We start from the raw sequence: 26,163 nt of genomic DNA on the forward strand, positions 1-26,163 counted from the left end.
CCGATACGTTTACTTTAGACACTTACTATCGATCCGATACGATGGCGGGATCGTCCTTCCGGTTCGCCCGGTACGGGTACAGTGCACTCTTTGACCCGTCTGACATCGTCTCGGCGAACGTCGAGGTGTACGGCCAGACGCGTCGAACGCGGCTCTATGAGGCGCTCCGTCTCGTCACGTTCTACCTCTTCAATCTCTTCTTGTACGCCGTCCCGATCACTTACGCGGGGTTCGGCGCGACCGGAGAAGTGGGCGCTCCCCCGGCGGTCGTCGAGAGCGTCGCCGTCTCCGTCGGCACCGATCCCGTCTCGGGCTGGCAGTTCCTCCTCGCGCTGGTCCAGAACTGCACGTTCCTCTTTGCGGCCTCCGCGCTCACCTTCCTCACCTTCCACGTGGCCGTCTGGCTCACGCGCAACTCGAGTGGCGTCCTCCAGTCGATCCACACGGTCGTCTACTCGACCGGCATCTACCTCGCGGCGATTTTCAGCGTCACCTGGTACCTCTCGACGTCGCCGGCGATCTCCGTTGCAGACGACTGGCTTATCTGGGTCCAGGCGGAGTTCATCTACGCCGTCATTGACGCCACCGGAACGAACCTCGAATTGCCCAGCGGCCGACCCGAGCCGGTCGATCTCACCGAGATTACCCGGTCGGGGGTCGTCGCACTGACCGGCCTGTTCGTTGCTGCGCTGTACTACTTCTATTCACTGTACCTCGGTGCCCGCCACAACCACCACTCGAGCCGTTCCGCGAGCCTGCTCGCGGTCGGCTTCGTCGTCGCCTCGCCGATCCTGTTCGTCCTCGGCTCCATCGCCATCGCCCTCTTCCTCGACGGTGCCATCGTCGCGCACACGACGCCCATTCTACTATGACACGACGCGAATCACGATCTTCAGACGACGCAGGCGAACCGACACCGAACGGGACTCCGACTCGTACCGGATCCGGAACGGTCGACAGTCTAACAGATCACGAGGTCATACCCGATGGTGGCTCGACTCCCGAGGCGACAAGCACGAGCGCTGAAACGGACACTGCGGCCGCCGACGCGACGACGACGAGCTACGACGAGTCGACCGCCGTCACGGACCCTTCCGAGGACGCCGAAGACGGGGCGCCCGGCGGGCAGATCCGCTATCGGACCCGTCCCACGATCAAGCCCTCGCTCGCCTGGATCGGCCTGACGCTCGTGATCGGTGGCGCACTCGCGGCAGCACTCTTCCAGAACCTTCTGGGACTCGAGGACCCTGAACTGTCGTCGATCCTCGGCTGGATCGTCGTCTTCGTCGTGGTCATCGTCGTCGCGCGATTCCTCGTCCGAATCTACATCCTGACGCGGACGCAGTACCTCATCACCAACGACACGATCCGCTACGAGTTCACGCTGTGGTTCCGGCGGCGCTCTCGAGACGTCCCGTTCACGCAGGTCAGAGGTCACGAACTCGACCAGAACCGAATCCAGCGAGCTTTCGGCGTGGGGACGGTGGCGGTACTCACCGGCGGGACGAACGCCAGTCTCGGCTACGTTGAGTTCCATAACGTCCCACACCCCGGACGCGTCCGGTCGATCATCAGAGAGCGGACGCGAAAGTTCGCCGACCAGCGCCGGTGACCGCTAGGACGGCGAGAGAGACTCAGTCGATCACATCGACAGCTGCACTATCTCGTCCGGTAGGCGTTGAATCTGCTTGAACTGTGCTCGGCCCGTCTCGAAAAGATGGTGGCGGTGAGCTTCGGCACTGGACAGTCGCCATTCACGATCGCTGCCCCAATTCAGGGACAGCTACCGGAAGACACGGTCGTCGAGTGGTTGATTCGCTGGGACAGCTCTGCGTACACCGAGAGCCGTCCAGGCAGCACGAACGACCATCTCACAGAACTCCGTGAACGACCACTCCCAGAGGCGACGCCTCCCACGGCAGGGCGTCGCCACGTACATCCAGTGGAGGTAAACTCAAGATGCTCGAACAGCGGCACTGTCTCGGTAGCCGCGGCATTCAAGAAGTCGTCTACCGACGCTACGTCTTGCTGGGTGCTGGCGCTCGTAGACACAGTTCCAACACCCTGCTGCCTTCTCTGAGAACGTTTCTATGACATCTAGTAGTTTTACAACCCTGCCGACACTCTCCCCACGGTATGAGCGACGAAGAAAACGAACCCGAATTCGCCACGCGAAGCGTCCACGCTGGACAGGAGCCCGATCCAGCGACCGGCTCGCGGGCACCACCGATCTATCAGACTACTTCCTACGTCTTCGAGGATACCGACCACGCCGCCGCCCTGTTCGGCCTAGAGGAGTTCGGCAACATCTACTCGCGGATCATGAACCCGACGAACGCGATGCTCGAAGCGCGCGTCGCGAGCCTCGAAGGTGGCGTCGGCGCGCTCGCGACGTCGTCGGGAATGGCTGCACTCGATCTCGCGACCTTCATCCTCTGTGACGTCGGCGACAACATCGTCTCGGCGTCGGCGCTCTACGGCGGGACCTACACCTACCTCACGCACACCGTCTCGAAACGGGGTATCGAGACGACGTTCGTCGACACGCTGGATTACGACGCATACGAGGAAGCGATCGACGACGACACGGCCTTCGTCCACCTCGAGACGATCGGCAACCCGGCCCTCGTCACGCCCGACATCGAACGCGTCGCAGAGATCGCCCACGACAACGACGTCCCGTTGATGGTCGACAACACGTTCGCGACGCCGTATCTGTGCCGGCCGATCGAACACGGCGCGGACATCGTCTGGAACTCGACGACGAAGTGGCTCACCGGCGCGGGAACGACCGTCGGCGGCATTTTGATCGACGGCGGCACCTTCCCCTGGGAGGAGGGTGACTTCCCCGAACTCACCGAACCCAACCCGGCCTACCACGGCATGAACTTCTCCGAGGCCTTCGGCGAGCAGGCCTTCGCCATCGCCGCCCGTACCCGCGGTCTTCGGGACCTGGGCAACCAGCAGTCTCCCTTCGACGCCTGGACGACCCTCCAGAAACTCGAGAGTCTGCCCGCCCGCATGGAGAAACACTGCGCGAACGCCCAGGTCGTCGCGGAGTACCTCGAGGACCATCCCGACGTCGCCTGGGTTACCTACCCCGGCCTCGAGAGCCACGAGACCCACGACAACGCCACGGAGTACCTCGAGGGCGGCTACGGCGGCATGATCACGTTCGGTCTCGAGGGCGGCTACGACGCCGCTGAGACGGTCTGTAACGAAGTGAACCTCGCGAGCCTGCTCGCGAACGTCGGCGACGCGAAGACGCTAATCATCCACCCCGCCAGCACGACCCACCAGCAGCTCACCGAAGAGGAGAAACTCGCGAGCGGGACGACCGACGACCTCGTTCGCCTTTCGGTCGGCATCGAAGACGTCGACGACATCATCGCAGACCTCGACCAGGCGATCGAAAAAGCCTGAGCGTGACTACGATCGGTCGACGTGACGGCGAACGATAGGATATCGAACGAATCGAAGGCCGTGCGAACGACGTCACGACGATTTCGATCGGCCGTGTTCGAACCGCGGCTAGATCCGTCCGCGCTGACCGGTAAGCCCGCCCGGACCGGACGTCGATCCCGACGACTCGTCGAACAGCGACTCGAAGTCGAACCGACGAAACGCCTCGGGTTGGACGTTCTCGGTCGCGTAGACGTAGAGTGCCGTCTTGGTCACGCCCGTGATGACGCCGCTGACGAGAACGCCGAGGACGACCGCCGCCACGGCGATCAGGAGGCCGGTCACGACCGACGCGCCGGTCGGGAAGACGACGACGACACCGATCGCGAGTACGAGACCCGCCACGGCGATCAGGGCGGGAACGATCCCCAGTCCGACTTTCGCACCGGCGGTCTCGCCCCACGTCTCTTTGAATATCGACGCACTCTCCGTGAACATCGACGTGCCGGAGTCGTCCTCGAAGACGATCACCGGCACGACGAAAAACGTCGCCATCGCCCAGCCGACGCTGAAGATCGCCGCCGCGAGCTGCGCTCCGAGTTCCCCTCGTGACTCGAGTGCCCGGATCAGGATGCCGACGACGGCGCTGGCGAACGCCCAGACGAGCAACGCGCTGGAACGGTTCGATGCCGCCCGTAGCCCGGCGCCGAGATTCGGCTCGTTACCGCGAAAGATCTGGCCGACGTCGTAGACCAGCCCCGCGTTGAATAGCGCCGCGATGTAGCTCGTCCCGACGTAGACGACGAACAGGGCGGCGAGCTCGACGATCCCGGGCGAGCTCCCCCCTGCGAACCACACCGGACCGAGCACGGCGAGGACGAAGACGATCGACGCGACACCGCTCATCAACGGGTACACCGCGAGTTTCGGATGCGATCGCAGCACCCGGAGGCTGGCGACCGACAGGACGAAGCCCGTCTTGAGGCGGCTGAACAATCCCATATTCGACTATATCAATTTCTACCCATATTATATTTCAGTTACGATTGAATCTCCGGAAACCGGATGATCGACGAGCCATCGTTCTCGAGCGATCCGACAGACTCGTGACGAGGGCCGTAAGCCGGTACGCTGGGAGCACAAGACGGTTCGCGATTGCACCGGAACAGCAACCATCAGTATCAGACATCGCACGACCGCTCGATCTCGTCGTGAGCCGTGACGCGCTCGAGCGCCGTCCGGATGCGCTCGAGTTCGTCGGGATCGTCGCTCGGCCGACCGACGCTGACCGCGTCCGCCCCGTAGGCGAGGTACTCCCGAACCGTCTCCTCGTCGCGAACGCCGTTGTTGGCGATCACGAACAGATCGGTCGCGTCGGCGACGCCTTCGACCACGCGCTCTGAGTCCATCGCGTCGACGTGGACGAATGCGGCGCCTGCGTCCTCGAGATCGACCGCGAGCTCCGGCAGATCGACGCCGGGTACCTCCGTCCGAACCTTTGCGCCGACGGTCGCTCCCGTCGCCGCCGCCGTCTCGACGTACTCACAGAGCCGAGGACCGTCGCGTAACAGCGTCTCGCCACAGCCGACGGCACACATCTCGTCCTGTCGGCAGTGGGCGTTTATCTCGACCAGCGCGTCCCGGTCGCGACAGATCCTCGCGACGGTTCGAACCGGTTCGCGGGTGGCGCTGCGGACGTTTATCCCCGGGAGAAGGGGAGCGTTCTCGAGAGCGGCGAGCTGTCGGTCGACGAACGCGAGCGGGTCTGGCAGGAGAAACTCCTCGCGTCCGCGGGCGACCATCCGCCTTGCGGCCTCTCGAGACCGCTCCTCGAGGGCGATGCCGCCGAGAAACGCCGCGTCGGCGGCGTCGCTGCCGGCGCGTGCCCACGCCGCGTCGGACTCGCCGCTCAGACTCGCTAGCGCGAACTCGACGTCGGCGAGTTCGTCGTCGCTCATACCCGATCGATCGCGTCCACGACGGCCCGAACGACGCGTTCGGCGTCGCTACGGTCGTCGATCGAGATGTCGGTTCGAACGACGGGCTGGTCGAACGTCGCGTCGTCGGCCTCGTCGACGACGAACGCGTCGGCGAAGGGGTAGGCGGTCGCGAGTCCCTCGGTTCGTGGCTCCGCATCGACCGCGCCCATCAGGTTCGAAACCGGTCCGGAGAACGGCTCGTCGCCGACGAACGGCGATACCGCGACGACCGTCGTCTCCGCGAGCGCGTCGGCGACGCCCGGCAACGCGAGCATCGGTCCGATACTCGTGACGGGGTTCGAGGGGCCGACGACGACGGTGTCGGCGAGCGCCTCGAGGACGCCCGGGGCGGGGTCGGCCGTCGAGGAGCCACGGAACTCGACGCTCTCGACGGCTGGCTCGCCGCTGTGGGCGATCCAGAACTCCTGGAAGTGCATCGGTCCGTCCGCGGTGTGGACGAGCGTGGTCACGGGATCGTCGCTCATCGGTAACAGCTCGATCGGGACGTCGAACGCGTCGGCGAGGACGGTGGTGGCCTCGCTCAAGCTCTTGCCCTGATCGAGGAGGCTCGTTCGCGTGATGTGGACGGCTCGATCCCGGTCGCCGATCGTCATGAACTCGCCGACGCCGGAAAAACGCCGCCAGGCGGCGAGCTCGCGGCCCTCGGTCTGGTACTCCTCGGGGAGGTACTGCGGGCCGTCGGGGAGGGTCGCCGCCTCGGCGATGTCGTGTAACGCGTCGTGGGTTCGGTGGGTATCTCCGTCGATCCCCCACCACTGGTCCCGGTCGAGAACGCCCCCGGCCTGAAACAACAGCGTGTCGACGTCCGGTGAGACGAACAGCCCGCCGAGTTCGACGTCGTCGCCGGTGTTCGCGATGACCGTAATCTCGTCCGGTGAGAACGCAGCTCCGGCACCGTCTAACAGCTTCGGCGTTCCGGTGCCTCCGGAGAGAAACGTGACCATACGTTCCAGTACTTCCGGGGGGACTTAATCCCTGATGACCGTTCCGTCGCGCTCGAGTTCACCGAGCCGGGATCTCAGACACCGAATGTCGCCCGGAGCATGTCCCGCGTCCCTGGACCGAGACCGACGGCGACGACGGTGATCATGAGCAGGATCGTAAACCGGGGGCTCTCCTCGAAGACCTCCTCGTTGAATACCCAGATGATGAAGACGGCCGCGACGACTTTGAGCAACACGAACGGCCACGCGTTGCCGAAGAAGTCGACGATCGCCGCGTTGATCGGGTGCTTCGGCGAGAGAGTGCCCGGCCAGCCGAAGGCCTCGGCGTAGGTGAGTCCGATCAGGTTGGCGACGCCGTCGACGGCATGTGCCCAGATGACGATGGCTCCCATGTAGCCGGTGCCTCGGTTGAGCTGGGGGACGAACGTGGTGATCAACAGCCACGTGACGGCCGTGATCAGGGTCGCGCCGACGAGCGTGACAAGCGAGATCGAACCGAAGAAGCCGACCGTGTCGGCCTGCGTCCAGAGGTACGAAAGCGTCGCGATCGACGCGACCAGCGCGAGCGTTCCGAATCCGGCCAGCCCGTACTCATAGCCCGGTAACTGGTCTCGCCGCTCGAGCCAGACCGATGCGACGAGCGCCACGAGCGCGAGTACGGCGACGACGACGTAGATGAACGGGCTGATCAGCAGCGCCGACCACGGCAGCGAGACCACCATCTCGCCGTTTTCGGCGGTCGCGACGTTCGCGTCCTCGACCGTCCGCAACGCGCCGCCGAACAGCATCCACGGGAGCAATCCGTAGAAGCCGGCCCGGTACCGGTCGACGTCGAGGCGTTCGATGACGAAGTAAAAGCCGGCCAGTAAGAGAAGCAGCGTCGGGATGTACCCCGAGTAGGATTGCCAGGTGTATCCCGGCGTCGCCGTCGGCCCGTCGTCGGGGCCCGCATCGGCACAGTTCGGGCCGGCGTTTGTCTCCGCGCCGTCGCTCCAGGCGACACACGACCAGCCGTTGGCGTCGGCGACGACGGGGCCCCAGTAGTACTGCCAGATGATCTCGACGTACACCCGCTGTGGGAACAGGACCGCAGCGAGCGAGATCGCAGCCGCGAGGGCGATGACGACCGCGGCCCAGAGTCGTGCGGGCCCGACGCGGTCGATGAACTCGTCCATACCCTCATACGGAGGGGACAGTCGTTTACCGTTTCCGGTTTCCCCGCTACGACGGCGCGTACCGACCAGCGAACGCTTACCGCTCGTGCCCGTCGATCTCGCGGGCCGCCGCGAGGAGGTCTTCGTGAAGTGTGCCGTTCGAGGCGACCAGTCCGCGGCTGTCGTGACGCCAGCGCTCGCCTTCGAGGTCGGTGACGGTGCCGCCGGCCGCCCGAATCATAGCGACGCCGGCGACGGTATCCCAGGCGTTCGTCTCGACGTTGGTGATCGCGCCCTCGTAGGTGCCGTCGGCGATCGCGGCGAGGGTGGCCTGTGCACAGCCGAGCCGTCGCAGGTCGCCGAAGCGTTCGACGATGGCTCGGTTCGCAGCGGCGTACTCTTCGCGCCGGTCGAAGCCCCACCAGATGAGCGGACAGACGGCGCTCGTTTCGGGGTCGGTGCGATCGCTGGTCGCGATCGAGTCGCCGTTGCGGACGACGCCGTTCGGACCGAACCGGTAGGCCTCGGAGAGCGCCGGAAAGACGACCGCGGACGCGACGGGTTCGCCGTCGTCGACGGCGGCCACGGCGGTTCCGAAGAGTCGGCTCCCGCGAACGTAGTTGTCAGTCCCGTCGATCGGATCGACGATCCAGGCCGGCTCTCGCTCGGGGACTGCAGACAGCTCGCCTTCTTCCTCGCCAACGATCGCCTCCTCGGGGTACTCCTCGCGGATCGTCTCGACGACCGCCCGCTGTGCGTCGCGGTCTGCCTGCGTGACGACACCTCCATTTTCGTCTTTCCGTTCGACCTCGAGGTCGGCCCGGAACGACTCGAGCGCGACCGCCGCGCCGGCTTCGGCGGCTCGGACGGCGAGGTCGGCCCGTCGGTCAGGACTCATGATACCGTAGGGCCGTCGCGGGCCGGGAAAGTGGCTACGGTTTCCGATCGCAGTCGATTCGACGCCGTGTCGTATCGCTGCCCGTTCTGCTGGAGCCTGCTACGGTTACATCGACGATAAAAAAACGACCCGTCAGCACAACCGAACTGCTTCAGTGCGTCGCTTCTTCGAGCACCAGCGTGTCGTCCTCGAGGTAGTGATCGAAGTGGTGGGCGTCGTCCTCGAGGGTGACGAGGATCTCCCGGAGGATCTGTGCGGTGGCGGGATCGCCCAGGTTCTCGGCGAGGTCGATCGAATCGCGCATCGACTCGATGATCTCGCCGTAGATCTCGAGGTCGTTCTCGAGCATCGTCCGGACGTCGTAGACGTCTTCGCCTTCGTGTTCGACCGTCGCGCGGTTCTCGAGGTTTCGCATTCCCGAGACGGGGACGCCACCGATCGCCTGGGCGCGCTCGGCGATGGCGTCTGCGCCTTCCTCGACGTGTTCGTAGGCTTCCTCCGTAAAGAGGTGCAGGTCACGGAACTCCGCACCTTCGACGACCCAGTGGTGCTTTTTGAGCTGGTGGTACAGGACGTAGGCGTTCGCGAGTTCGGTGTTCAACGCGTCGACGATCTGCTCGGCCTTTTCCCGTTCGAGCCGGAGGCTGTTCTCCTCGACGGTGTCTGCCTGCTGACGGACGGTCTTCTGGGTACTCATCTCACTCGAGAGTAGGCGAGCAAACCCCTTAAAACCTTCCCAGGAAATAACATTTTTTGGTGAACCAAAAATAGATGTTTTCGAACCATCAACCAGATGGCGACGTCCCCGGCGGCGAGCGGACAGATTTGCCATCCGGACAGTAGCAGATGAGAGATTATTATTCACTATTGAGTAAATTATTTCAGTGTCACTCGCCACCGTTCGACTATGGCAACGAAAGTCACTCATCGACGGGAGCGAATCTACGTCGCCGGAGCGTGGCAGGAGACGGGCTCGACGCGTCCGGTCGACGACCTCGCGACGGGCGGCACGTTCGCGGACGTCGACGCCGCGAGTACGGCGGACGCACGCACCGCGTTACAGGCCGCACACGAGGTAACATCCGAGCTGCGCGAGACGACCGTCGTCGAGCGCGCGCGGTGGTGCGAGGAGATCGCCGACCGACTGGCCGAACGGAAGGACGAACTCGCCGACGTGATCGTCCGCGAGGCCGGCAAACCGATCGCGTCGGCACGCGGCGAGGTCGACGCCGCAGCCGAACGTTTCCGGCGGGCGGCAGAAGAGGCCCGCACCGTCGTCAGCACGGGCGAGTTTCGCGAGGGGACGACCGACGGCCACGAGGGCTGGCAGGCGCTCGTCAAACCCGAACCGATCGGGACGGTGCTGTGTATCACGCCGTACAACTACCCGCTGGCGACGACGGCGCTGCAAGTCGCGCCGGCGATCGCCGCCGGCAACAGCGTCGTGCTCAAACCGGCGAGTGCAACGCCCGTCTCCGGGGCGATCCTCACCGACGTCGTCGCCGGCGTCGACGGCGTTCCCGAGGGTGCCGTCAACTTCGTTCCGGGCGACGCGAGCGAGATTGGCGACGTGCTCGCGGGCGACGACCGCGTCAACTGCATCGCCATGACCGGTTCCTCCGGAGCGGGTAAACACGTCGCCCGCGAGAGCGGGATGGTCACCCTGCACATGGAATTAGGGGGCAACGCACCCGCGATCGTCTTCGACGACGCCGACCTCGACGACGTCGCTGGCGCCTGTGCGAAGGGATCGTTCAAGTACGCCGGTCAGCGCTGTTCGGCCGTCTCGCGCGTGCTCGCCCACGAGGACGTTCACGATGAACTCGTCTCCCGCCTCGAGCGGGAGGTCGACGCCTGGCAGCCGGGCGACCTCTTCGACGAGGCGACGACCGTCGGCCCACTCATCAGCGAGTCACAGGCCGACTACGTCGAGGAACTGCTCGAGGACGCCGTAGAGAAGGGTGCCGAACTCGTCCGCGGCGGCGAGCGTCGGGCTCCCGAGGGCGTCCCGGCCGAACTCGGCTCGCGGTTCGTCGAGCCAACGCTGCTCGCGAACGTCCCCCACGACGCCCGCGTGATCCACGAAGAACAGTTCGGCCCGCTCGCGGTCGTCACCACCGTCTCCGACCGCGAGGAAGCAATCGAACTCGCGAACGGCACCGACCTCGCGCTCGACGCTGCCGTCTTCACGAGCGACTACGATCGCGCGCTCGAGGTCGCCGATCGGGTCGACGCTGGCGCAGTCCGGATCAACGGTGCGCCCTCCCACGGCCTCGGGGACGTTCCTTTCGGTGGCAACGAGGACTCGGGGATCGGCCGCGAGGGAATCGACGCCTCGATACACGCGATGATGCGGACGAAAAGCATTGTGCTCTGAGGGCTGGGACCGGGTCCTCGAGAATGCCAACGTTGACACGTCCGCGTCCCTGAGTATCGATCGATGACGACTGCCGAGGTATCGCGAACGAAGGCGTGGCTGATGGCCGCCCGCCCACAGACGCTGCCGGCGGCGGCCGCGCCCGTGATCGTCGGGACGGGACTTGCCGTCCACGAGGGCGTCTTCGCCCCGCTGCCCGCGCTGATGGCGTTCGTCGGCGCGGCGCTGATCCAGATCGGGACGAACTTCGCGAACGACTACTACGACGCGGTAAAAGGCGCGGACACGGACGACCGCGAGGGCTTTACGAGGGTGACCCAGTCGGGACTGATCGACCCCGATCGGGTAAAGCTCGCGACGATCGTTACCTTCGGACTCGCGATCCTCTCTGGCACCTATCTCGTCTACGTCGGCGGGGTTCCGATTCTCGTCGTCGGACTGGTGAGCGTGCTCTGTGGCTGGGCCTACACCGGCGGTCCCTACCCGCTCGGCTATCACGGGCTCGGCGACCTCTTCGTGTTCGTCTTCTTCGGAGTCGTCGCCGTGATGGGGACGTTCTACGTTCAGGCGGCGGCCGTTTCCCCAGTCGGACCGTTCCCGACGACGATTCCGGCGGAGACGGTCACCACGGCGGCGTTCGTCGCGAGCCTTCCGATCGCCGCCCTCGCAACGAACATCCTCGTGGTCAACAACGTCCGCGACCGCGAGACCGACGTCGAGGCCGGCAAGAACACCCTCGCCGTGCGCTTTGGCTACCGGTTCAGTCGCCTCGAGTACAGCACCATGCTCACGCTCGCGTACGCCGTTCCGCCGTGGTTCTGGCTTGCCACCGACGTCGGCCCCGCAGTCTTGCTCCCGCTCGTGACGCTTCCCTACGCCGCCGTCGTCACCCGGACGATCTGGACTCGGACCGACGGCACGGCGCTCAACCCCGCCCTCGAGCGCACCGGAAAGCTCCTGACGTTGTACGCCGTTTGCTTCGCTGGAGGACTGATCGTCTGATGGACATTGCGATCCGACCGTTCGAGCTCGAGCTCGCGAGTCCACTCGAGACCGCCGACGGCCGGATCGACCGCCGTGAGGGGTTTCTCGTCCGCGTCGAAGACGGCGACGACAGCGGGCTCGGCGAGGCGACCCCGCTGCCGGGCTGGACCGAGTCCTACGAGGCGTGTCGAGACGCGCTCGAGCGTGTCGTTTCTATCGCAGGCGAGGACGGAGCAACCGACACTCTCCTCGCCGCCTGTGAGGACGCGCCCGCGGCGAGACACGGCCTCGCGCTCGCGCTCGCGGATCTGCACGCGCGTCGCGAACTCGCCCCGCTGTACCGACAGCTCGACGGATGCGAGCGAGTCGACTACGTCCCGGTCAACGCGACGATCGGCGACGGCTCGCCCGCGGAAACGGCCGACGCCGCAGGCGAGGCCGTCGCCGACGGATACGACACGATCAAACTGAAAGTCGGCGTTCGCGACGTCGCAGCCGATCTCGAGCGCGTCCGACGGGTTCGCGAGGCGGTCGGCCCCGAGATCGAACTGCGCGTCGACGCGAACGGTGCCTGGACCCCGGCCGAAGCCCGGACCGCGATCGAAGGACTGGCCGACGAAGACGTCGCCCTGCTCGAACAGCCCCTGCCCGCCGAGGATCTCGCGGGTCACGCCACTCTCCGCGGGTCGGGCGTGGCGATCGGACTCGACGAGGGGCTGCTCGAGTGTGGCATCGATACCGTCCTCGGGGCCGACGCCGCGGACGCCATCGTCGTCAAGCCGATGGCACTCGGCGGTCCCGATCGCGCCCGCGAGGTCGCCGCGTGGGCGCTCGAGTGTGACGTCGTCCCGATCGTGACGACCACGATCGACGCCGTCGTCGCCCGGACGGGCGCGGTACACCTCGCGGCGTCGTTACCCGACGTTCCGGCCTGCGGGCTCGCGACCGCCGATCTGCTCGCGACCGACCTCGGACCCGATCCCGCACCCGTGATCGACGGCGAGGTCGTCGTCCCGGGTGGCAACGGTCTTGGCGTTTCGGGCGTTTGGGACGAGTAAACGATGGCTGTCCCCGTCGACTGGCCGACGAGAGACCTGCTGGCCCACCGCGCTCGAGCGACGCCCGATCGGACCGCGGTGATCGACGCCAGCACCGACACGACGTGGACGTTCCGCGAGTTCGACGCCCGCGTCGGTGGCGTCGCCGCCCGACTCGAGGAAGTCGTCGGCGGCGGCGATCGCGTCGACGATCGGAACGTCCGTCTGGGCGTGTTGATGGATACCCGTGTCGCGTTCGCGACGGTCTTTTTCGCCGCCATGCGCCGTGGGTTCACCGTCGTCCCGCTGAACGTCCGCGAGACGACCCCCGAACTGCGCGCTAAGGCCGGCCGAACCGACCTCGACGTGCTCGTCTGCGAACGTGACACCGAAGCGCTCGCACTCGAGGCCGCCGACGTCCCGGTCGTCTCGGCCGACGAGACGGACGACGACGTGGTCGATCACCTGCAGCCGGTCGCCGACGCGTCCGCCGATCCGGTTTCGCTCGAGCGAACCGACACGCAACTGCTCATGTTCACCTCGGGAACGTCGGGACGGCCGAAGGCCGTCCGCCTGACCGTCGGCAACCTCCTCGCGAGCGCGGTCGCCTCCGCGTTCCGCCTCGGCGTCGACCCCGACGATCGCTGGCTCTGTTGTCTTCCGATGTATCACATGGGCGGGCTGGCTCCCGTCTTGCGCTCGACGCTTTACGGGACGACCGTCGTGATCCAGCGCTCGTTCGATCCCGACGGAACCGCCGGAGCGATCGACGAGCACGACGTCACGGGCGTCTCGCTCGTCCCGACGATGCTGCGACGACTGCTCGAGGCCGACTGGTCGCCGCCAGAGACGCTCCGGTTCGTGCTACTCGGCGGCGCTCCCGCGAGCGAGGCGTTGCTCGAGCGCTGTCGGGCGGCCGGAGTGCCGGTCTATCCAACCTATGGGATGACCGAGACGGCGTCCCAGATCGCGACGGCACGGCCCACAGACGTCGACGAGAGCCCGGGTACCGTCGGCCAGCCGCTCGCGTTCACCGACGTGACGATCGTCGACGACAGCGAGCCGGTCGGTCCCGGCGAGACGGGCGAGATAGTCGTCTCGGGACCGACGGTAACCCCCGGCTACCTCGCGGACGACCGGACCGACGACGCGTTCGACGAGTACGGCCTGCACACCGGCGACGTCGGCTCCCGCGACGACGACGGCCGTCTGTGGGTGAGAAACCGCGTGAGCGACCGGATCGTCACCGGCGGCGAGAACGTCGATCCCGGCGAGGTCGTCGACGCCCTGCGGGCACACCCGACAGTCGAGACGGCTGCCGTCGTCGGCCTTCCGGACGAAGAGTGGGGCGAACGCGTCGCCGCGCTCGTCGTCCCCGAAGACGACTCGCCCGAACTCGAGGAGCTACTCGCCCACTGTGACGAGAACATTGCGGGGTTCAAACGCCCTCGAACGGTCGGTTTCGCCGAGGCACTCCCGCGGACTGCCTCCGGGACTGTCGACCGCGACGCCGTCCGCGAGCGGCTGCTGTCGGAGGGCGTCGACGCGGTAGACACGACGGACTAGCTCCGCTCCCGGATCCGCACAAACGCTCGCACGTTCATGAACGCTGTAGTTGCCGCTTCGAGCAATACTTGTGACAAGGTGACAAGGTTATGTGTCCCGTTTCGTATAGTCACGATTATTATCGTGCGTGAGAGAATGATTATCGGAGTTCCGAACGAGACGGTCGAAAACGAGACACGAGTCGCACTCATTCCATCGCTTGCTGCGGAGCTGGTAGATGACGGATTCGACGTACGTGTTGCCGCCGGTGCAGGTGAAGAGGCCGGCTGGTCCGACGCCCAGTACCGTGATGCAGGCTGTGATATCGTCGACGAACGCGAGACGGTCTTCGAACTCGCGGACGTCGTCTTTCAGGTACGCGGGCTCGGTGCCACACCGGACGGCGAATCCGACCCGTACCGGGACGAACAGCTGGTCATCGGACAGCTCGGGCCGTATTCCATCGAAGACGAGCTGTCGACGCTTGCCGACCAGCAGGTCACTGCGTTCGCGCTCGAGCTCATTCCGCGGATCAGTCGCGCTCAGAGTATGGACGCACTCTCCTCTCAGGCGAGTCTCGGCGGTTACAAGGCCGTCCTGGTCGCCGCGGAGGAGTTGACGAAACTGCTCCCGATGCAGATGACCGCTGCCGGCACCGTCCGTCCCGCAGACGTCTTCGTCGTTGGGGCTGGCGTCGCCGGACTACAGGCGATCGCCACCGCCGAACGCCTGGGTGCGAACGTTCGCGCCTACGACATCCGTCCGGAGGTCAAAGAGGAAGTCGAGAGTCTCGGTGCCGAGTTCGTCGAACTCGACTTAGAGACCGACGACGCTGCCGACGAAGAAGGCCACGCCCGCGAACAGGACGAGGAATTCTACCGGAAACAACGTGAGATGATGATCGACGTCGTCGGCGATTCCGACGTCGTCATCACCACCGCGGCGGTCCCCGGTCGGCCGTCGCCGGAGCTCGTCACCAACGAGATGATCGACGGGATGAAATCCGGCTCGGTCATCGTCGACCTGGCTGCCGAGGGTGGTGGCAACTGTGAACCGACGGTCGCCGACGAGGTCGTTACCTACGAAGGAGTCACCGTCTTCGGTCCGACGAACCTTCCCGGGTCCATTTCTCGGACCGCGAGCCGTCTCTACGCGAACAACGTGACGAACTTCTTCGAAAATCTGCTCGACGACGACGATGAGATTACGATCGATACGACCGACGAGATCGTGGACGCCACGATGCTCACTTACGATGGAACGATTCGAAACCCACATGAACAGGACGAGGACGAGGACGAGGGTGATGACGATGATGAGTGATAGTGATAGTGATAGTGATAGCGTGACGGCCGCGAGCGTAGCCGAGCGTACAGCCGATTCGACCGCGCGGTCTACGGCAGGTGAGTCCGATGAGTGAGGTCATAACCTACCTGACGTTCTTCGTGCTGGCGGGCTTTCTGGGGTATTCGGTCATCACGAAGATCCCGGCGACGCTTCACACGCCGTTGATGTCCGGTGCCAACGCGATTACCGGCATCACGCTCGTGGGTGCCGTCGTCGTCGCCGGCGCCGGATCGACGACGTTCGCGACGGCGATGGGCTTTCTTGCCGTCGTCATGGCGACGGTGAACGTCGTGGGCGGCTACCTCGTGAGCCACCTCATGCTTTCGGACTTCCACGGAGGGGGTGAGTGATGATGGTCGAGCTCATTGGTGATACGGTGCTGTCGGCGGCGTATCTCTTCGCTGCGGTCCTGTTTATCCAGGGACTTCGAGATATGACCCATCCGCGAACGGCCGTTCGTGGCAACCTCACGTCCGCCGGCGGGATGTTCGTCGCCGTCGCCGCGACCGTGTTGTGGTTCGAGATTATTCAGCCGTGGGTGTTGATCGCCGGTCTCGTCGTCGGTACGCTGGTCGGGGTCTTCCTCTCGGTCACCGTCGAGATGACCGAGATGCCCCAGCTCGTCGGCCTGTTCAACGGGTTCGGTGGTGGCGCCTCCGCCCTCGTCGCCGGGGCCGAAGTTCTGGAGGTCGGCTCGGCGAACGCCGGTGCGATCCCTGTCGACATCGGAATTGCGGCGGCCGCCTCGGGGATCGTTGGCGCGGTCACCTTCACCGGCAGTATGGTCGCCGCCGGAAAGCTTCACGGTATGATCACGGGATCGGCGATTCGATACTCCGGCGAGCACGCTGTCAAGGCGTTGCTCTTGCTCGTCGCTGTGTTTGCGGGCATCTACATGATCGTCCAGCCGGAGATGCTCGCCGACGTCCTGCAGGGATCGACAGTCCCATCCTACTGGATCCTGGTTGTGGCGGCGGCGGTACTCGGCATCATGCTGGTCATCCCGATCGGCGGGGCGGACATGCCCGTCGTCATCGCCTTGCTGAACTCTTACTCCGGGCTAGCGGCGGCCGGAACCGGGTTCGTACTCGGCAACAGCGCACTGATCATCGCCGGAACGCTCGTCGGTGCCGCCGGTATGATCCTGACGGTGATCATGTGTGAGTCGATGAACCGATCGCTGGCGAACGTCCTCTTCGGCGGCTTCGGTGAGGAGGCGGCTTCCTCCGAAGAGATGGACGAGATCTACGAGGGCAACATCACCGAGACCTCTCCCGAGGAACTCGAGATGCTGCTCGATACCGCCGGGCGGGTCGTGATCGTGCCGGGATACGGCATGGCAGTCGCCCAGGCCCAACACGCCGTCGCCGAACTCGCCGAGCTGCTCGACGGGGACGACGTCGAGGTCGAGTTCGGCATCCACCCGGTTGCTGGCCGAATGCCGGGACACATGAACGTGTTGCTGGCGGAGGCGGACGTTCCCTACGACATGATGAAAGAACTCGAGGAGATCAACCCGACGTTCGCCCAGACCGACGTCGTAATCGTCATCGGGTCGAACGACGTGGTGAACCCGCTCGCTAACACCGACGACTCGAGTCCGATCGCCGGGATGCCCGTGCTCAACGTCGCGGAGGCGGGGACGGTCGTCGTGAACAAACGCAGTCTCAGCCCCGGTTTCTCCGGGATCCCGAACCCGCTGTTTGCCGAGGACAACTGTCTTATGCTCTTTGGCGACGGCCAGGAGACCATGCAGGAGGTCGTCAGTCAGTACAAAGAGAGTCACTGACGGCCGGGTCTGCGAAGCGGGGCCGGCGTCGCCGTTTTCGGCGTCGATGACACCGGTACCGTCCGTTCTCACACCGTGTCGATCGGCGGAAGAATTAGGCCGCTTGCCTGTCTCTCTTCCGACATGCCAGTCGTAGCCGGAATCGACCGATCGGAGCGCGCACAGTCGGTGCTGGAACGAGCTGCGACGCTTGCGGCGGATGCCGGGCTCGAGTTACACGTTACCCACGTGGGTACGCCCGGCGTCCCGACTTCTCAGGGGGGGTACAACCCGGATAGGGACCGTGACCTGGCCAGAAAGCGAGCGAAAGCGACCGCCCGGGAAACTGCCGAGGACGTCGACGCGGTCGAGGCGTTCGAGCCGGTCGGTCTGCTCGGGAATCCGGCACAGGAGCTCATGGAGTACAGCGACGAACGGAACGCCGAGTACATCGTCGTAAGCGCCAGGAAGCGCTCACCGATGGGACAGGCGCTTTTCGGGAGCGTCACGCAGGCATTGCTGTTGCAGGCGGATCGGCCTGTCGTCGCCACGCCTCACAAGCCGACGTGAATCTGAACCGCCGTGGCCCACCGGTTTTCGAGCCACTCCGCCCGACGGCAGTGTCACAGTCGGCAGTCCTTTGAGGACGTGTGACGACGCGTACGTATGATCGCGGACGATCTTCGCTCGTTTCGCCGGGACCTCCATCGAAAACCGGAACCCGCCTGGCGGGAGTTTTACACGACCGCACGGATCGTCGCCGAACTCGAGGCACGCGACGTCGACGACGTCTTCGTCGGTCCGGCAGCTATCGCTGGCGAGCACCGACTCGCCGTCCCCGACGACGACGACCTCGAGACGTGGTACGAGAGAGCCCGTGAGACGGACGTCGACGACGACGTCCTCGAGCGACTCGAGGGTGGATACACGGGTGCCGTCGCCGTCCTCGAGTGTGGAGATGGGCCGACGGTCGGGCTTCGGGTGGACGTCGACGGCCTCCCGATCACCGAATCCGACGACCCCGACCACGACCCCGCCGCGGAGGGCTTTCGCTCCGAACACGAGGGCGCGATGCACGCCTGTGGCCACGACGCCCACGCGGCGATCGGGATCGGCGTCCTCGAGGCGGTTCGCGAGAGCGACTTTTCGGGGACGCTCAAGCTCTTCTTCCAGCCCGCCGAGGAGGTCGTTGGCGGCGGCAAGGCGATGGCGAAAAGCGGCCACCTCGACGACGTCGACTACCTGCTCGCGGTCCACGTCGGCCTCGATCACCCCACCGGCGAGGTCGTCGCGGGGGTCGACGGCTTTCTTGCGGTCCGTCACTACGAAGTGACGTTCACCGGCGAGTCGGCCCACGCCGGTGCTCGCCCGGAGGAGGGACGGAGTGCGATCCAGGCGCTCGCGACGGCAGTACAGAACCTCTATGCGATCCCGCGCCACGCAGAGGGCGCGACCCGGGTCAACGTCGGCGTCGTGGAGGGCGGCACTGCGGCGAATATCGTCGCCGAAGCGGTCCGTCTCGTCGCCGAGGTTCGAGGCGAGACGACGGAACTCGTAGAGTACATGGACGAGCAGGCACGGCGAACGCTCCGGTCCGCTGCCATGGCACACGGCTGTGAGGTCGACCTCGAGACCGTCGCCGAAGCGCCGAGTGCCGAAAGCGACACAGCACTCGCCGGGATCGTCGAAGGAGTCGCAGCCGAGACTGCAGGCGTCGAGACCGTCCTCGAGCGCGACGACCTCGGGGGCAGCGAGGACGCGACGTTTCTGATGCGGGAGGTCCAGCGAAACGGTGGGCTCGCCTGCTACGTCGGTGTCGGCACCGACCACCCCGGCGGCCACCACACCCCGACGTTCGACGTCGACGAGGAGACGATCGATCACGGCGTCGACGTACTCGCCGGAACGATCGAGCAGATCGGTCGCGACCGGCCCTGATACGGGCTGCTGTACCGACGTCCGTGGCGACCGCAGGTCCGGTCGCGGCCGTGCCGGTAACGACGGCCAGGAGACCGTCTGAGACGACGAATTCCGTTCTACTGGAAGCCAGGGTGACCTATTTGACGCTCGAGACGAACCATTCGATCGACATGCACCCCCCGCAGTCGCCCCTCCTTCCGCCCGGTTCGCGCCCGCTCGAGGTGGTCCCGTCGTGACGTCGATTCGTACTCGCGTCAGCCTCCTCGTCCGGACGATCGTCGCTGCCGTCTGCGGTCTCGTCCTCTCGAGCGCCGTCGTCGGCGCGGCCCTCCTGCTCGTCGCCGTCCCGGTCTACGCGGGCGTTCGCTACGGCGCAGCGACGCTCTCGTCACCCGAGTTTTTCCCCGGCATCGACGCCGGACTCGTCGGCGATCCACTCGCCGCAGCGCTCGTCGTCGCCGTCGCCATCCCCTGTCTGGCGGCCATCGAACTGTCGCTGCGGACCGTTCGGACCGCCCGCGAACGCTCGGCACCGGCAGGTGCGCTCGCCCAAGGCGCCGTGGAACTCGCCTCGTACGTGCTGTTGTTCTCGTCGCTGCTGCTCGCGCTGGCCGCGCTGCCGTACCTGCGGTCGGCGCTGCCCGAGGCGGCGTTCGCACTCCTCGTCTTGCTCGGATTCTTCTACCTGCTGACGGTCGGTTACGCCTGGGCTGCCTACGAGTGGCTCCGCTCGAGAGACGACGTCGACGACGAACGCACGACCGGCGGCAACTGGCTCGTCTTCGGCGTCTTCGTCGTCGGTTACCTCAGCGTCGCCTACTGGGCCGGGTTCGCCCTGCTCGTCGTGGCCGCGCTCATCTGGCTCGTCGTCGGCTCGACCCTCGCCCCCGGCCACGTCGATCGAATTCGAGACGCCATCGAGCGCCGCGCTGCCGAAAGCGCCGAGGAGGAGCCCGTCGATCCCGACGACGTCTACGGCGTCACGGACGAAGTCCGACGGCTGCGCGGCCGACTCGAGCGCGCCGTCGGTCTCCACCCAGCCGTTCCGACGGCCGTCGGTGTGCTCGTCGCGGCCGGTACCGGGTACTGGGCAGGGGCTCTCGCGTCCGTCGAGACGGTCGCTGGCTCGCTTGCCGTCGTAAGCGCCGTCGCGTTCGTCGGCGTCCACGTCGGTGGTGCGATCCGTGCCGAGTTCGCTGGCGACGCCGCCGTCCTCCGCGACCTCGAGGACCGATTCGACCTCGAGACACTCGCGTCCGACGAGTCGGCGACGTGGGTCGTCGACGGGGCGGTCGAGCCCGACCCGACGCAGGCCTCGCTCCGGTCGACCGCCACCCGACTCGCGAGACAGGCCGACCTCCCGGCCCCCGATATCAGGGTGCTCGAGCACGAGACCCCCGTCGCACTGACGGTGGGCTACCGGCCCGCCGCGTCGACGCTCGTCTGCTCCCGGGGGCTGATCGAGGCGCTCTCCGACCGCGAACTCGAGGCCGTGATCGCTCACGAACTCGCCCACGTCAAAAACCGGGACGCGGCCGTGCTCACGGCGCTGTCCGCATCCGGCGCCGTCGCGAACCTCGCCCGCAGCCGGTACGGCTACAACCCGGTCGTCGAGCCGCTCGCGGTGGCGGTCCGGCTCGCAAGCCGGTGGTACGTCGCCCTCGTCTCGCGGGGCCGGGAGTACGCCGCCGACGACGGCGCGGTCGCGATCACCGGCGACTCCGCAGCGCTCGCGAGCGCCCTCGAGACGCTCGATGACGACCTCGAGTCTCGCCCGTCGACGGACCTCCGCGAAGGAGATACGGCCGCCGCGTTCGCCATCGTCCCGCCGCCGTGGGAGGAACACCGCTTTTTCGACCGCACGCGTCGGTTCGTCGCCCGTGGAATCTTCGGTACGCACCCGGCGACGGTGAGCCGACTCGAGCGGCTCAGGAGCGCAGCCAGCGGAACGGATCGCTAGTCGTTCCGAACGTCGTCTCCTTATACTGTCGGTCATGGACCTGTGAACAGTCGAGCGGCGTGAGCCGCGAGTCCGAGTGAGCGAAACGGAAGGAGGAGTGCTTTCGTTTTAGTACTTCGGCTCCGCGCCGGTCGTCTCGTAGACGTCTTCCATCAACTCGTCGCGTTCGCGCTGCCAGGCGGCAAACTCGGTCGGACTCGAGGGGTAGTTCTCGTAGTGAGCGAGGAGGTCGTCGGCCCGGCGTTTCGTCTGATAGAGATTCCAGATCGTCCCCCAGTGGCCACGACTCTTGAGCAAGGCCTCGAGTTTGAGCTTCAGACCGATGTCTGCACTGCCCGAGTAGAGCGCTTCGGCGAGTTTGTCGCCCGGCATCGCCGCGAGCAGGCCCATGAGGTCGTCGACGTCGACCGCCGTCGAGAGGATGTTGTAGACGTCGAGGGCTGCGTAGCGGGCTCCGTAATGATCCATCACGCGCTCGTTGTACCGCCACAGGGTCTCCTCGCTGACGTCACCGTCTTCGATGGCTTCGATTGCCTGCTCGCCGGCATAACTGCCGGCGTAGGCGGCGCCCGCGATGCCGCCGCCGGTCGTGGGATTGACGTGGCCGGCCGCGTCGCCGACGGCCATGAACCCGGGATGGACGGCCGAGTCGTAGGGTCGTCGAGTGGGCAAGGCGGCACCGAGTTTGTCGGCGACGCGCGCGTCCGAAAACTCCTCACGGTTCTGGAGGTCGCGTTTCAGGTCCTCGACGAGTTTCATCGGCTCTTCGGTCATCTGGAAGCCGAGTCCGGCGTTGATCTCGGTCTCGGTCCGCGGGAAGTACCAGAGATACCCCGCCGCGCGTTCGGTCGGTTTGAACACGAGCGCGTCCGCCCACTCGACGGGCTCTTCGACGTGGACGATCTCCCGGTAGGCCGAACAGAACTGCGAGTAGTTGACGTTCGTATCGAACGTCGACTCCGAGACGTCGACGTTGTCCTGCAGGACCGACAGCGACCCCGCTCCGTCGATCACGAGGTCGGCCTCGTAAGTGACTGGGTCGCCGTCCCGGACCGCCTCGACGCCCGTGACGCGCCCGTCGCCGTTCTGGCGGACGTCCTGGACGAGCGTATCGTAGTGAAACGCCGCACCTGCTTCGCCGGCGCCCTCGATGATGCGTTTTCCGTACTCCCAGCGATCGATGACCGCGAGCTCTCCCGGGATCGGAATCTCGAGGACGGTGTCCTCCTGTGGGATCTCGAACCGACCGTGGTCGACGCCGGTGTTCGTAAAGGCGGGCTCGAGCTGGGACTTCGGGATGGCGTCGGGAAAGGAGGCGGCTCCTTTCAGCGCGTCGCCACAGGCGATGTGGCCCGCCTCTTTGGCTGACTTTCGCTCGAGTACGACCACGTCGTAGCCCTCGCGGGCGACCGTCGCGGCGGCATAACAGCCAGCGGTGCCGGCACCGGCGACCACGACGTCGTACGTCTGTGTTCCCGCCGTACCGGCGGTGGTATCCTCTTGAACACTCATGCTCTACTCTGTCGGTTGGAACGAGAAAACGTTTGTCTTGAAATCTGTCGCTTTTCGTGGGCCAAAACGTCCAGAAAAAGTAAAGTTGCGCGTTTGCCTACTACTGACTATGACGGAGTACATCGTCGAGTTCGTCGGCACCGGTGAGACGATCACGTGCTCGGATAAAGAAACAATTCTTAGCCGCTGTCTCGAGGAAGGAATCACTCAGGAATACTCCTGTCGCGTCGGCATGTGTCTGGCCTGTTCGGCCGAGATTATCGAGGGTGAGGTCACCCAACCAGCCGCTCGCGGACTCACGGAAGCGGAGGCCGAACGCTTCGCGTTGACCTGTATGGCCCGCCCGCAATCGGATCTAAAACTCGAACGCGGCGTGTATCCGCCGAGCATCGAAGACGGCGTCGATGCCGAGGCGACGAGCGACCCGACGCCAGCGGACGACTGATTCCGTACCCGACGGACTGACGGAGAGGATCGTTTGCTGTCTCGTTCTCGTTTTCGAGTCGTTCGAGGGTGAACAGGGCTTCGACGGTGAGAGAGCGGACTCGACGTGGCTCGAAAGCTCAGTCGACGAAGTCGATGTCGTCGGCCGGAGGACTGGCCTGCTCGTCGTCGGGACGGCCGTAGATCTGTGGCGACTCGACGCCCGTGACGACGATCATGGTTCGCATCTGTCCCTCGAGTGCCTCGTCGATCGAGGTACCCCAGATGATTCGTGCGTCGGGGTCGATCCGGTCGTAGATCTCTTCGACGACGCCTTCGGCTTCTTCGATGGCCATGTCCGAGCCGCCGGTGACGTTGACCAGCGCGGAACTCGCACTGGAGATGTCGACGTCGAGAAGCGGCGAGCGAAGCGCGGTCTTGACCGAGTCTTCGGCTTTCGCTTCGGAGTCGGACTCGCCGAGGCCGATCATGGCGACGCCGCCACGCTCCATGACGGTTCGAACGTCAGCGAAGTCTAAGTTGACGAGACCGGGTTTCGTGATGAGTTCGGTGATGCCCTTGACGCTTCGCATGAGCACCTCGTCGCTGACTTTGAACGCCTGTCTGACGGGGAGTTTGCCGACCGAGTCGAGCAGCCGATCGTTCGGGACGACGATCACCGTATCGGAGACGTCACGCAGCCGTTCCAGGCCCGCCTCGGCGTTGGTTCGACGAACCTCGCCTTCCGCGGTAAACGGCGTCGTGACGATCGAGATCGTCAATGCGCCGGCCTCGCGGGCGGCTTTCGCGACGACGGGTGCCGAACCGGTCCCCGTCCCGCCGCCGAGGCCGGCGGTGACGAAGACCATGTCCGAGCCCTCGACGGCGTTGTAGATGTCTCCCTGGCTCTCGAGGGCAGCCTCTTCACCGACCTGTGGAAGCGAACCGGCACCACGGCCGCCGGTTTTCTCCTCGCCCATCAGGATCTTCGTATCCGCTTCGATCTCGACGAGGTGTTGGACGTCGGTGTTCGCGGCGACGAGTTTCGCGCCGTGGATGCCCTCCTCTTGCATCCGGTTGACGGTGTTGCCGCCTGCACCGCCACAGCCGACGACCGTGATGTCCGTCTGGAGGTCGTCGAGTACGTCGGCCAGTTCGTCGTCGGTCATCGTGCCCGACGCGTGTTCCGTCTCGGCGTCGGCCTCCCCGGGGATCTCGGATCCCTCCCCGCTTTCGGCCTCGTCGATGGCGTCTTCGACAATCGAGTCCATTCTTGAACCGGTATAATAGATCGAGCGTAATTACCTTTCCCCTACACGTCAGACGGACGTCTGACGACGTAAAACTTCATTACCTATCAACGTATTTCTGCACCGGAGTAACCCCTCCTGCACCGATATATTCCGTACCTAACTCGCGTATGATACGTTATATCGGGAACCGTATCGTTCGCTCGACGTGGACTGCCTCCGGATCGATTTCGCCGCCGTCGACGATTACCGACTCGCCGTCTGCCAGCCGGCCGAACTTCGGCCCTTCTGGAACGCCCGCCTCGCGCGCGAGCGCCGGGTCGAACGCTGTCTCCCGGACGACGACGGCCTCGTCCGTTATCGAAACCGCGTCGTAGCCGTCCTCGAGCACGTCCGCCAGCGCTTCGACGACCTCCTCGCGCGCATCGGCATCGGCTACGGCGGCCCGCCCCCCGACGCGGCTCCCGCCGTTTTCGGTCTCGAACGCGACGGTCCGGTCGGCGACGGCACTCCACGCCCGGTCGGGATCGATCCCCTCGGCCGCGTCGACCAGCTCGTCCGGGAGCGAGACGACGGCAGCGGGTGTCGTCCGCTCACGTCCGAACCGGACGCCATCCGAGACGGTTCCGAGTTCACCCTCGACCGTCTCGACGAGCGATCGCGACCGGTCGCCGACCTCCCGGAGCCACGTCTCGCCGACGACGCGATACCCCAGCTCCTCGAGGACGTCCTCGAGGACCGGTCGGCCGCCCTCGACGACGGCGAGATCCGTCCGGCTCCGCTCGAACGCCGCCTCGAGGATGTCGCGGCTCTCGTCGGGATCGCCCATCGCTTCGAGGGCCCACTCTGCGGCGACGTGGCCGACGGCCCACGACGTCTCGCGGACGATACGCTCGAACCGCGGGACGTAGTGTCCGCCACCGAAGCCGACGACCTGTCGTCGCGGGATTGATTCGTCGTCCCGACAGGTCGGAGCTGTGCTGTCTGCGAACGGCTCGCGGTGGGGGGACACGCCTCGCAGGTCGAGAATGGCACGGGCGACGGCCTCGGCACCGGCGGGGTCGTCCCACTGGGTCTGGTCACTCCCTAGCTCCGCGAACAGCGAGGGAACGCCGACGTCCGTCGGGCCGTGGTGGGTACACTCCATGCCGACGTCGTACCCTGCCGGTGCGTACTCGTCGAAGGCCTCGAGTAGCCTTGCGAGCGCGTTCGGACAGGTCCGCGCCAGTGTGCCGTCTTCGCCGCCGTACTCGGCCGGGCCGAAGTTGCCCGTGAAATGGCCCGTCAGCAACGGGCCGGTTTCGCCCGAGTGTCTGGAGGCGAACACGAGCAGCTCCGGCTCACAGTCGAAAGCTTCCGCTGGTCGTTCGAGCTCGAGGTGAATCTCGTCGAACGACCGGAGTTCGGCACCCTCGGTTCGGTACCAGGTGCCGCCACCGTCGCTGGCGGGGCGGGTATCGTCCCGGCGTCGCTCCCAGTCGACGAGCTCGCGCAAGAGCGTACAGATGTGTTCTGAGGCGCTATCGGCGCGGCTTTCGACGATTGCGATCACATGGGTCGGTGAGCGGGCCGTCCCTGAATACGCTCCGTTTTGGTTCGACGTCCCGTCTCCAGTTCCCGATCGAATGCGTCACCGAATCGA

Annotated in this window: 23 protein-coding genes and 2 pseudogenes; 14 read left to right on the forward strand and 11 right to left on the reverse strand. The window is 65.7% G+C overall.

What is annotated here, in order from left to right; genetic code table 11:
• Positions 1 to 41 precede the first annotated feature (41 nt).
• Entirely contained in the window at positions 42 to 872 is an 831-nt protein-coding gene (locus tag QQ977_RS10520; protein ID WP_285925706.1) for a hypothetical protein, read from the forward strand.
• Positions 869 to 1,612 (forward strand): PH domain-containing protein, encoded by a 744-nt coding sequence (locus QQ977_RS10525; RefSeq protein WP_285925707.1) that lies wholly within the window; start codon positions 869 to 871, stop codon positions 1,610 to 1,612. The genes QQ977_RS10520 and QQ977_RS10525 overlap by 4 nt, the downstream gene beginning before the upstream one ends.
• A 171-nt stretch (positions 1,613 to 1,783) precedes the next feature.
• Here the strand turns inward: QQ977_RS10525 and QQ977_RS10530 are convergent.
• Positions 1,784 to 1,951, reverse strand: a pseudogene (locus QQ977_RS10530) (ISH3 family transposase); the annotation flags it as partial.
• Positions 1,951 to 2,052 (reverse strand): annotated as a pseudogene (locus QQ977_RS10535) (IS5/IS1182 family transposase); the annotation flags it as partial. The pseudogenes QQ977_RS10530 and QQ977_RS10535, both read right to left, overlap by 1 nt.
• Positions 2,053 to 2,136: 84 nt before the next feature.
• Between QQ977_RS10535 and QQ977_RS10540 the strand changes: the two are divergent.
• Positions 2,137 to 3,423, forward strand: a complete 1,287-nt coding sequence (locus QQ977_RS10540) for an O-acetylhomoserine aminocarboxypropyltransferase/cysteine synthase family protein (RefSeq protein WP_285925708.1) — start codon at positions 2,137 to 2,139, stop codon at positions 3,421 to 3,423.
• 108 nt (positions 3,424 to 3,531) lie between these two features.
• On the opposite strand, the gene QQ977_RS10545 is transcribed toward QQ977_RS10540, so the two are convergent.
• The 6 genes from QQ977_RS10545 to dpsA form a co-directional block, all read right to left on the reverse strand.
• Entirely contained in the window at positions 3,532 to 4,404 is an 873-nt protein-coding gene (locus QQ977_RS10545; protein ID WP_285925709.1) for a DUF6159 family protein, read from the reverse strand.
• Positions 4,405 to 4,583: 179 nt separating this feature from the next.
• Complete coding sequence (locus QQ977_RS10550; protein ID WP_285925710.1) at positions 4,584 to 5,360, reverse strand: tRNA-dihydrouridine synthase; 777 nt, start codon at positions 5,358 to 5,360, stop codon at positions 4,584 to 4,586.
• Complete coding sequence (gene cofD, locus QQ977_RS10555) at positions 5,357 to 6,346, reverse strand: 2-phospho-L-lactate transferase (protein WP_285925711.1); 990 nt, start codon at positions 6,344 to 6,346, stop codon at positions 5,357 to 5,359. Before cofD ends, QQ977_RS10550 begins: the two co-directional genes overlap by 4 nt.
• 74 nt (positions 6,347 to 6,420) lie before the next feature.
• Positions 6,421 to 7,521: a DUF63 family protein gene (locus tag QQ977_RS10560; protein WP_285925712.1), complete on the reverse strand. Its 1,101-nt coding sequence runs from the start codon at positions 7,519 to 7,521 to the stop codon at positions 6,421 to 6,423.
• A 76-nt stretch (positions 7,522 to 7,597) separates the two neighbouring features.
• Positions 7,598 to 8,398 (reverse strand): inositol monophosphatase family protein, encoded by an 801-nt coding sequence (locus QQ977_RS10565; protein ID WP_285925713.1) that lies wholly within the window; start codon positions 8,396 to 8,398, stop codon positions 7,598 to 7,600.
• 151 nt (positions 8,399 to 8,549) lie between these two features.
• Positions 8,550 to 9,095 carry a DNA starvation/stationary phase protection protein DpsA gene (gene dpsA, locus QQ977_RS10570; RefSeq protein WP_285925714.1) on the reverse strand — a complete coding sequence of 182 codons (546 nt, stop codon included), beginning with the start codon at positions 9,093 to 9,095 and terminating at the stop codon, positions 8,550 to 8,552.
• Positions 9,096 to 9,305: 210 nt separating this feature from the next.
• Between dpsA and QQ977_RS10575 the strand changes: the two genes are divergently transcribed.
• The 10 genes from QQ977_RS10575 (at position 9,306) to QQ977_RS10620 (ending at position 21,336) form a co-directional block, all read left to right on the forward strand.
• Complete coding sequence (locus tag QQ977_RS10575) at positions 9,306 to 10,775, forward strand: aldehyde dehydrogenase family protein (protein WP_285925716.1); 1,470 nt, start codon at positions 9,306 to 9,308, stop codon at positions 10,773 to 10,775.
• A 63-nt stretch (positions 10,776 to 10,838) separates the two neighbouring features.
• Positions 10,839 to 11,777: a 1,4-dihydroxy-2-naphthoate polyprenyltransferase gene (locus QQ977_RS10580; RefSeq protein ID WP_285925717.1), complete on the forward strand. Its 939-nt coding sequence runs from the start codon at positions 10,839 to 10,841 to the stop codon at positions 11,775 to 11,777.
• Complete coding sequence (menC, locus tag QQ977_RS10585) at positions 11,777 to 12,817, forward strand: o-succinylbenzoate synthase (protein ID WP_285925718.1); 1,041 nt, start codon at positions 11,777 to 11,779, stop codon at positions 12,815 to 12,817. Before QQ977_RS10580 ends, menC begins: the two co-directional genes overlap by 1 nt.
• A 3-nt stretch (positions 12,818 to 12,820) precedes the next feature.
• Positions 12,821 to 14,362: an o-succinylbenzoate--CoA ligase gene (menE, locus tag QQ977_RS10590; RefSeq protein WP_285925719.1), complete on the forward strand. Its 1,542-nt coding sequence runs from the start codon at positions 12,821 to 12,823 to the stop codon at positions 14,360 to 14,362.
• A gap of 135 nt (positions 14,363 to 14,497) precedes the next feature.
• Positions 14,498 to 15,664, forward strand: coding sequence for a Re/Si-specific NAD(P)(+) transhydrogenase subunit alpha (locus QQ977_RS10595; RefSeq protein WP_285925720.1), 1,167 nt, complete (start codon positions 14,498 to 14,500; stop codon positions 15,662 to 15,664).
• A gap of 89 nt (positions 15,665 to 15,753) precedes the next feature.
• The gene (locus QQ977_RS10600; RefSeq protein ID WP_285925721.1) at positions 15,754 to 16,038 is read left to right on the forward strand and encodes an NAD(P) transhydrogenase subunit alpha; all 285 of its coding nucleotides are present in this window, start codon (positions 15,754 to 15,756) and stop codon (positions 16,036 to 16,038) included.
• Positions 16,038 to 17,477, forward strand: coding sequence for an NAD(P)(+) transhydrogenase (Re/Si-specific) subunit beta (locus QQ977_RS10605; RefSeq protein WP_285925722.1), 1,440 nt, complete (start codon positions 16,038 to 16,040; stop codon positions 17,475 to 17,477). The genes QQ977_RS10600 and QQ977_RS10605 overlap by 1 nt, the downstream gene beginning before the upstream one ends.
• Before the next feature lie 123 nt (positions 17,478 to 17,600).
• Entirely contained in the window at positions 17,601 to 18,026 is a 426-nt protein-coding gene (locus QQ977_RS10610) for a universal stress protein (protein ID WP_285925723.1), read from the forward strand.
• Positions 18,027 to 18,122: 96 nt separating this feature from the next.
• Positions 18,123 to 19,394 carry an amidohydrolase gene (locus QQ977_RS10615; RefSeq protein WP_285925724.1) on the forward strand — a complete coding sequence of 424 codons (1,272 nt, stop codon included), beginning with the start codon at positions 18,123 to 18,125 and terminating at the stop codon, positions 19,392 to 19,394.
• 214 nt (positions 19,395 to 19,608) lie between these two features.
• Positions 19,609 to 21,336 carry a M48 family metallopeptidase gene (locus QQ977_RS10620; RefSeq protein WP_285925725.1) on the forward strand — a complete coding sequence of 576 codons (1,728 nt, stop codon included), beginning with the start codon at positions 19,609 to 19,611 and terminating at the stop codon, positions 21,334 to 21,336.
• Positions 21,337 to 21,444: 108 nt separating this feature from the next.
• On the opposite strand, the gene QQ977_RS10625 is transcribed toward QQ977_RS10620, so the two are convergent.
• Positions 21,445 to 22,848 (reverse strand): geranylgeranyl reductase family protein, encoded by a 1,404-nt coding sequence (locus QQ977_RS10625; RefSeq protein ID WP_285925726.1) that lies wholly within the window; start codon positions 22,846 to 22,848, stop codon positions 21,445 to 21,447.
• A 109-nt stretch (positions 22,849 to 22,957) separates the two neighbouring features.
• Here QQ977_RS10625 and QQ977_RS10630 point away from each other — a divergent pair, with 109 nt between their 5' ends.
• Positions 22,958 to 23,293: a 2Fe-2S iron-sulfur cluster-binding protein gene (locus QQ977_RS10630; protein WP_285925727.1), complete on the forward strand. Its 336-nt coding sequence runs from the start codon at positions 22,958 to 22,960 to the stop codon at positions 23,291 to 23,293.
• 118 nt (positions 23,294 to 23,411) lie between these two features.
• On the opposite strand, the gene ftsZ is transcribed toward QQ977_RS10630, so the two are convergent.
• Both ftsZ and QQ977_RS10640 read right to left on the reverse strand, forming a co-directional pair.
• Entirely contained in the window at positions 23,412 to 24,542 is a 1,131-nt protein-coding gene (ftsZ, locus tag QQ977_RS10635; protein ID WP_285925728.1) for a cell division protein FtsZ, read from the reverse strand.
• Between the two features lie 157 nt (positions 24,543 to 24,699).
• The gene (locus QQ977_RS10640; protein ID WP_285925729.1) at positions 24,700 to 26,073 is read right to left on the reverse strand and encodes a D-aminoacyl-tRNA deacylase; all 1,374 of its coding nucleotides are present in this window, start codon (positions 26,071 to 26,073) and stop codon (positions 24,700 to 24,702) included.
• Positions 26,074 to 26,163: the final 90 nt, after the last annotated feature.

It is taken from the genome of Natrialbaceae archaeon AArc-T1-2 (assembly GCF_030273315.1).
In the GTDB taxonomy this organism is placed as follows: domain Archaea; phylum Halobacteriota; class Halobacteria; order Halobacteriales; family Natrialbaceae; genus Tc-Br11-E2g1.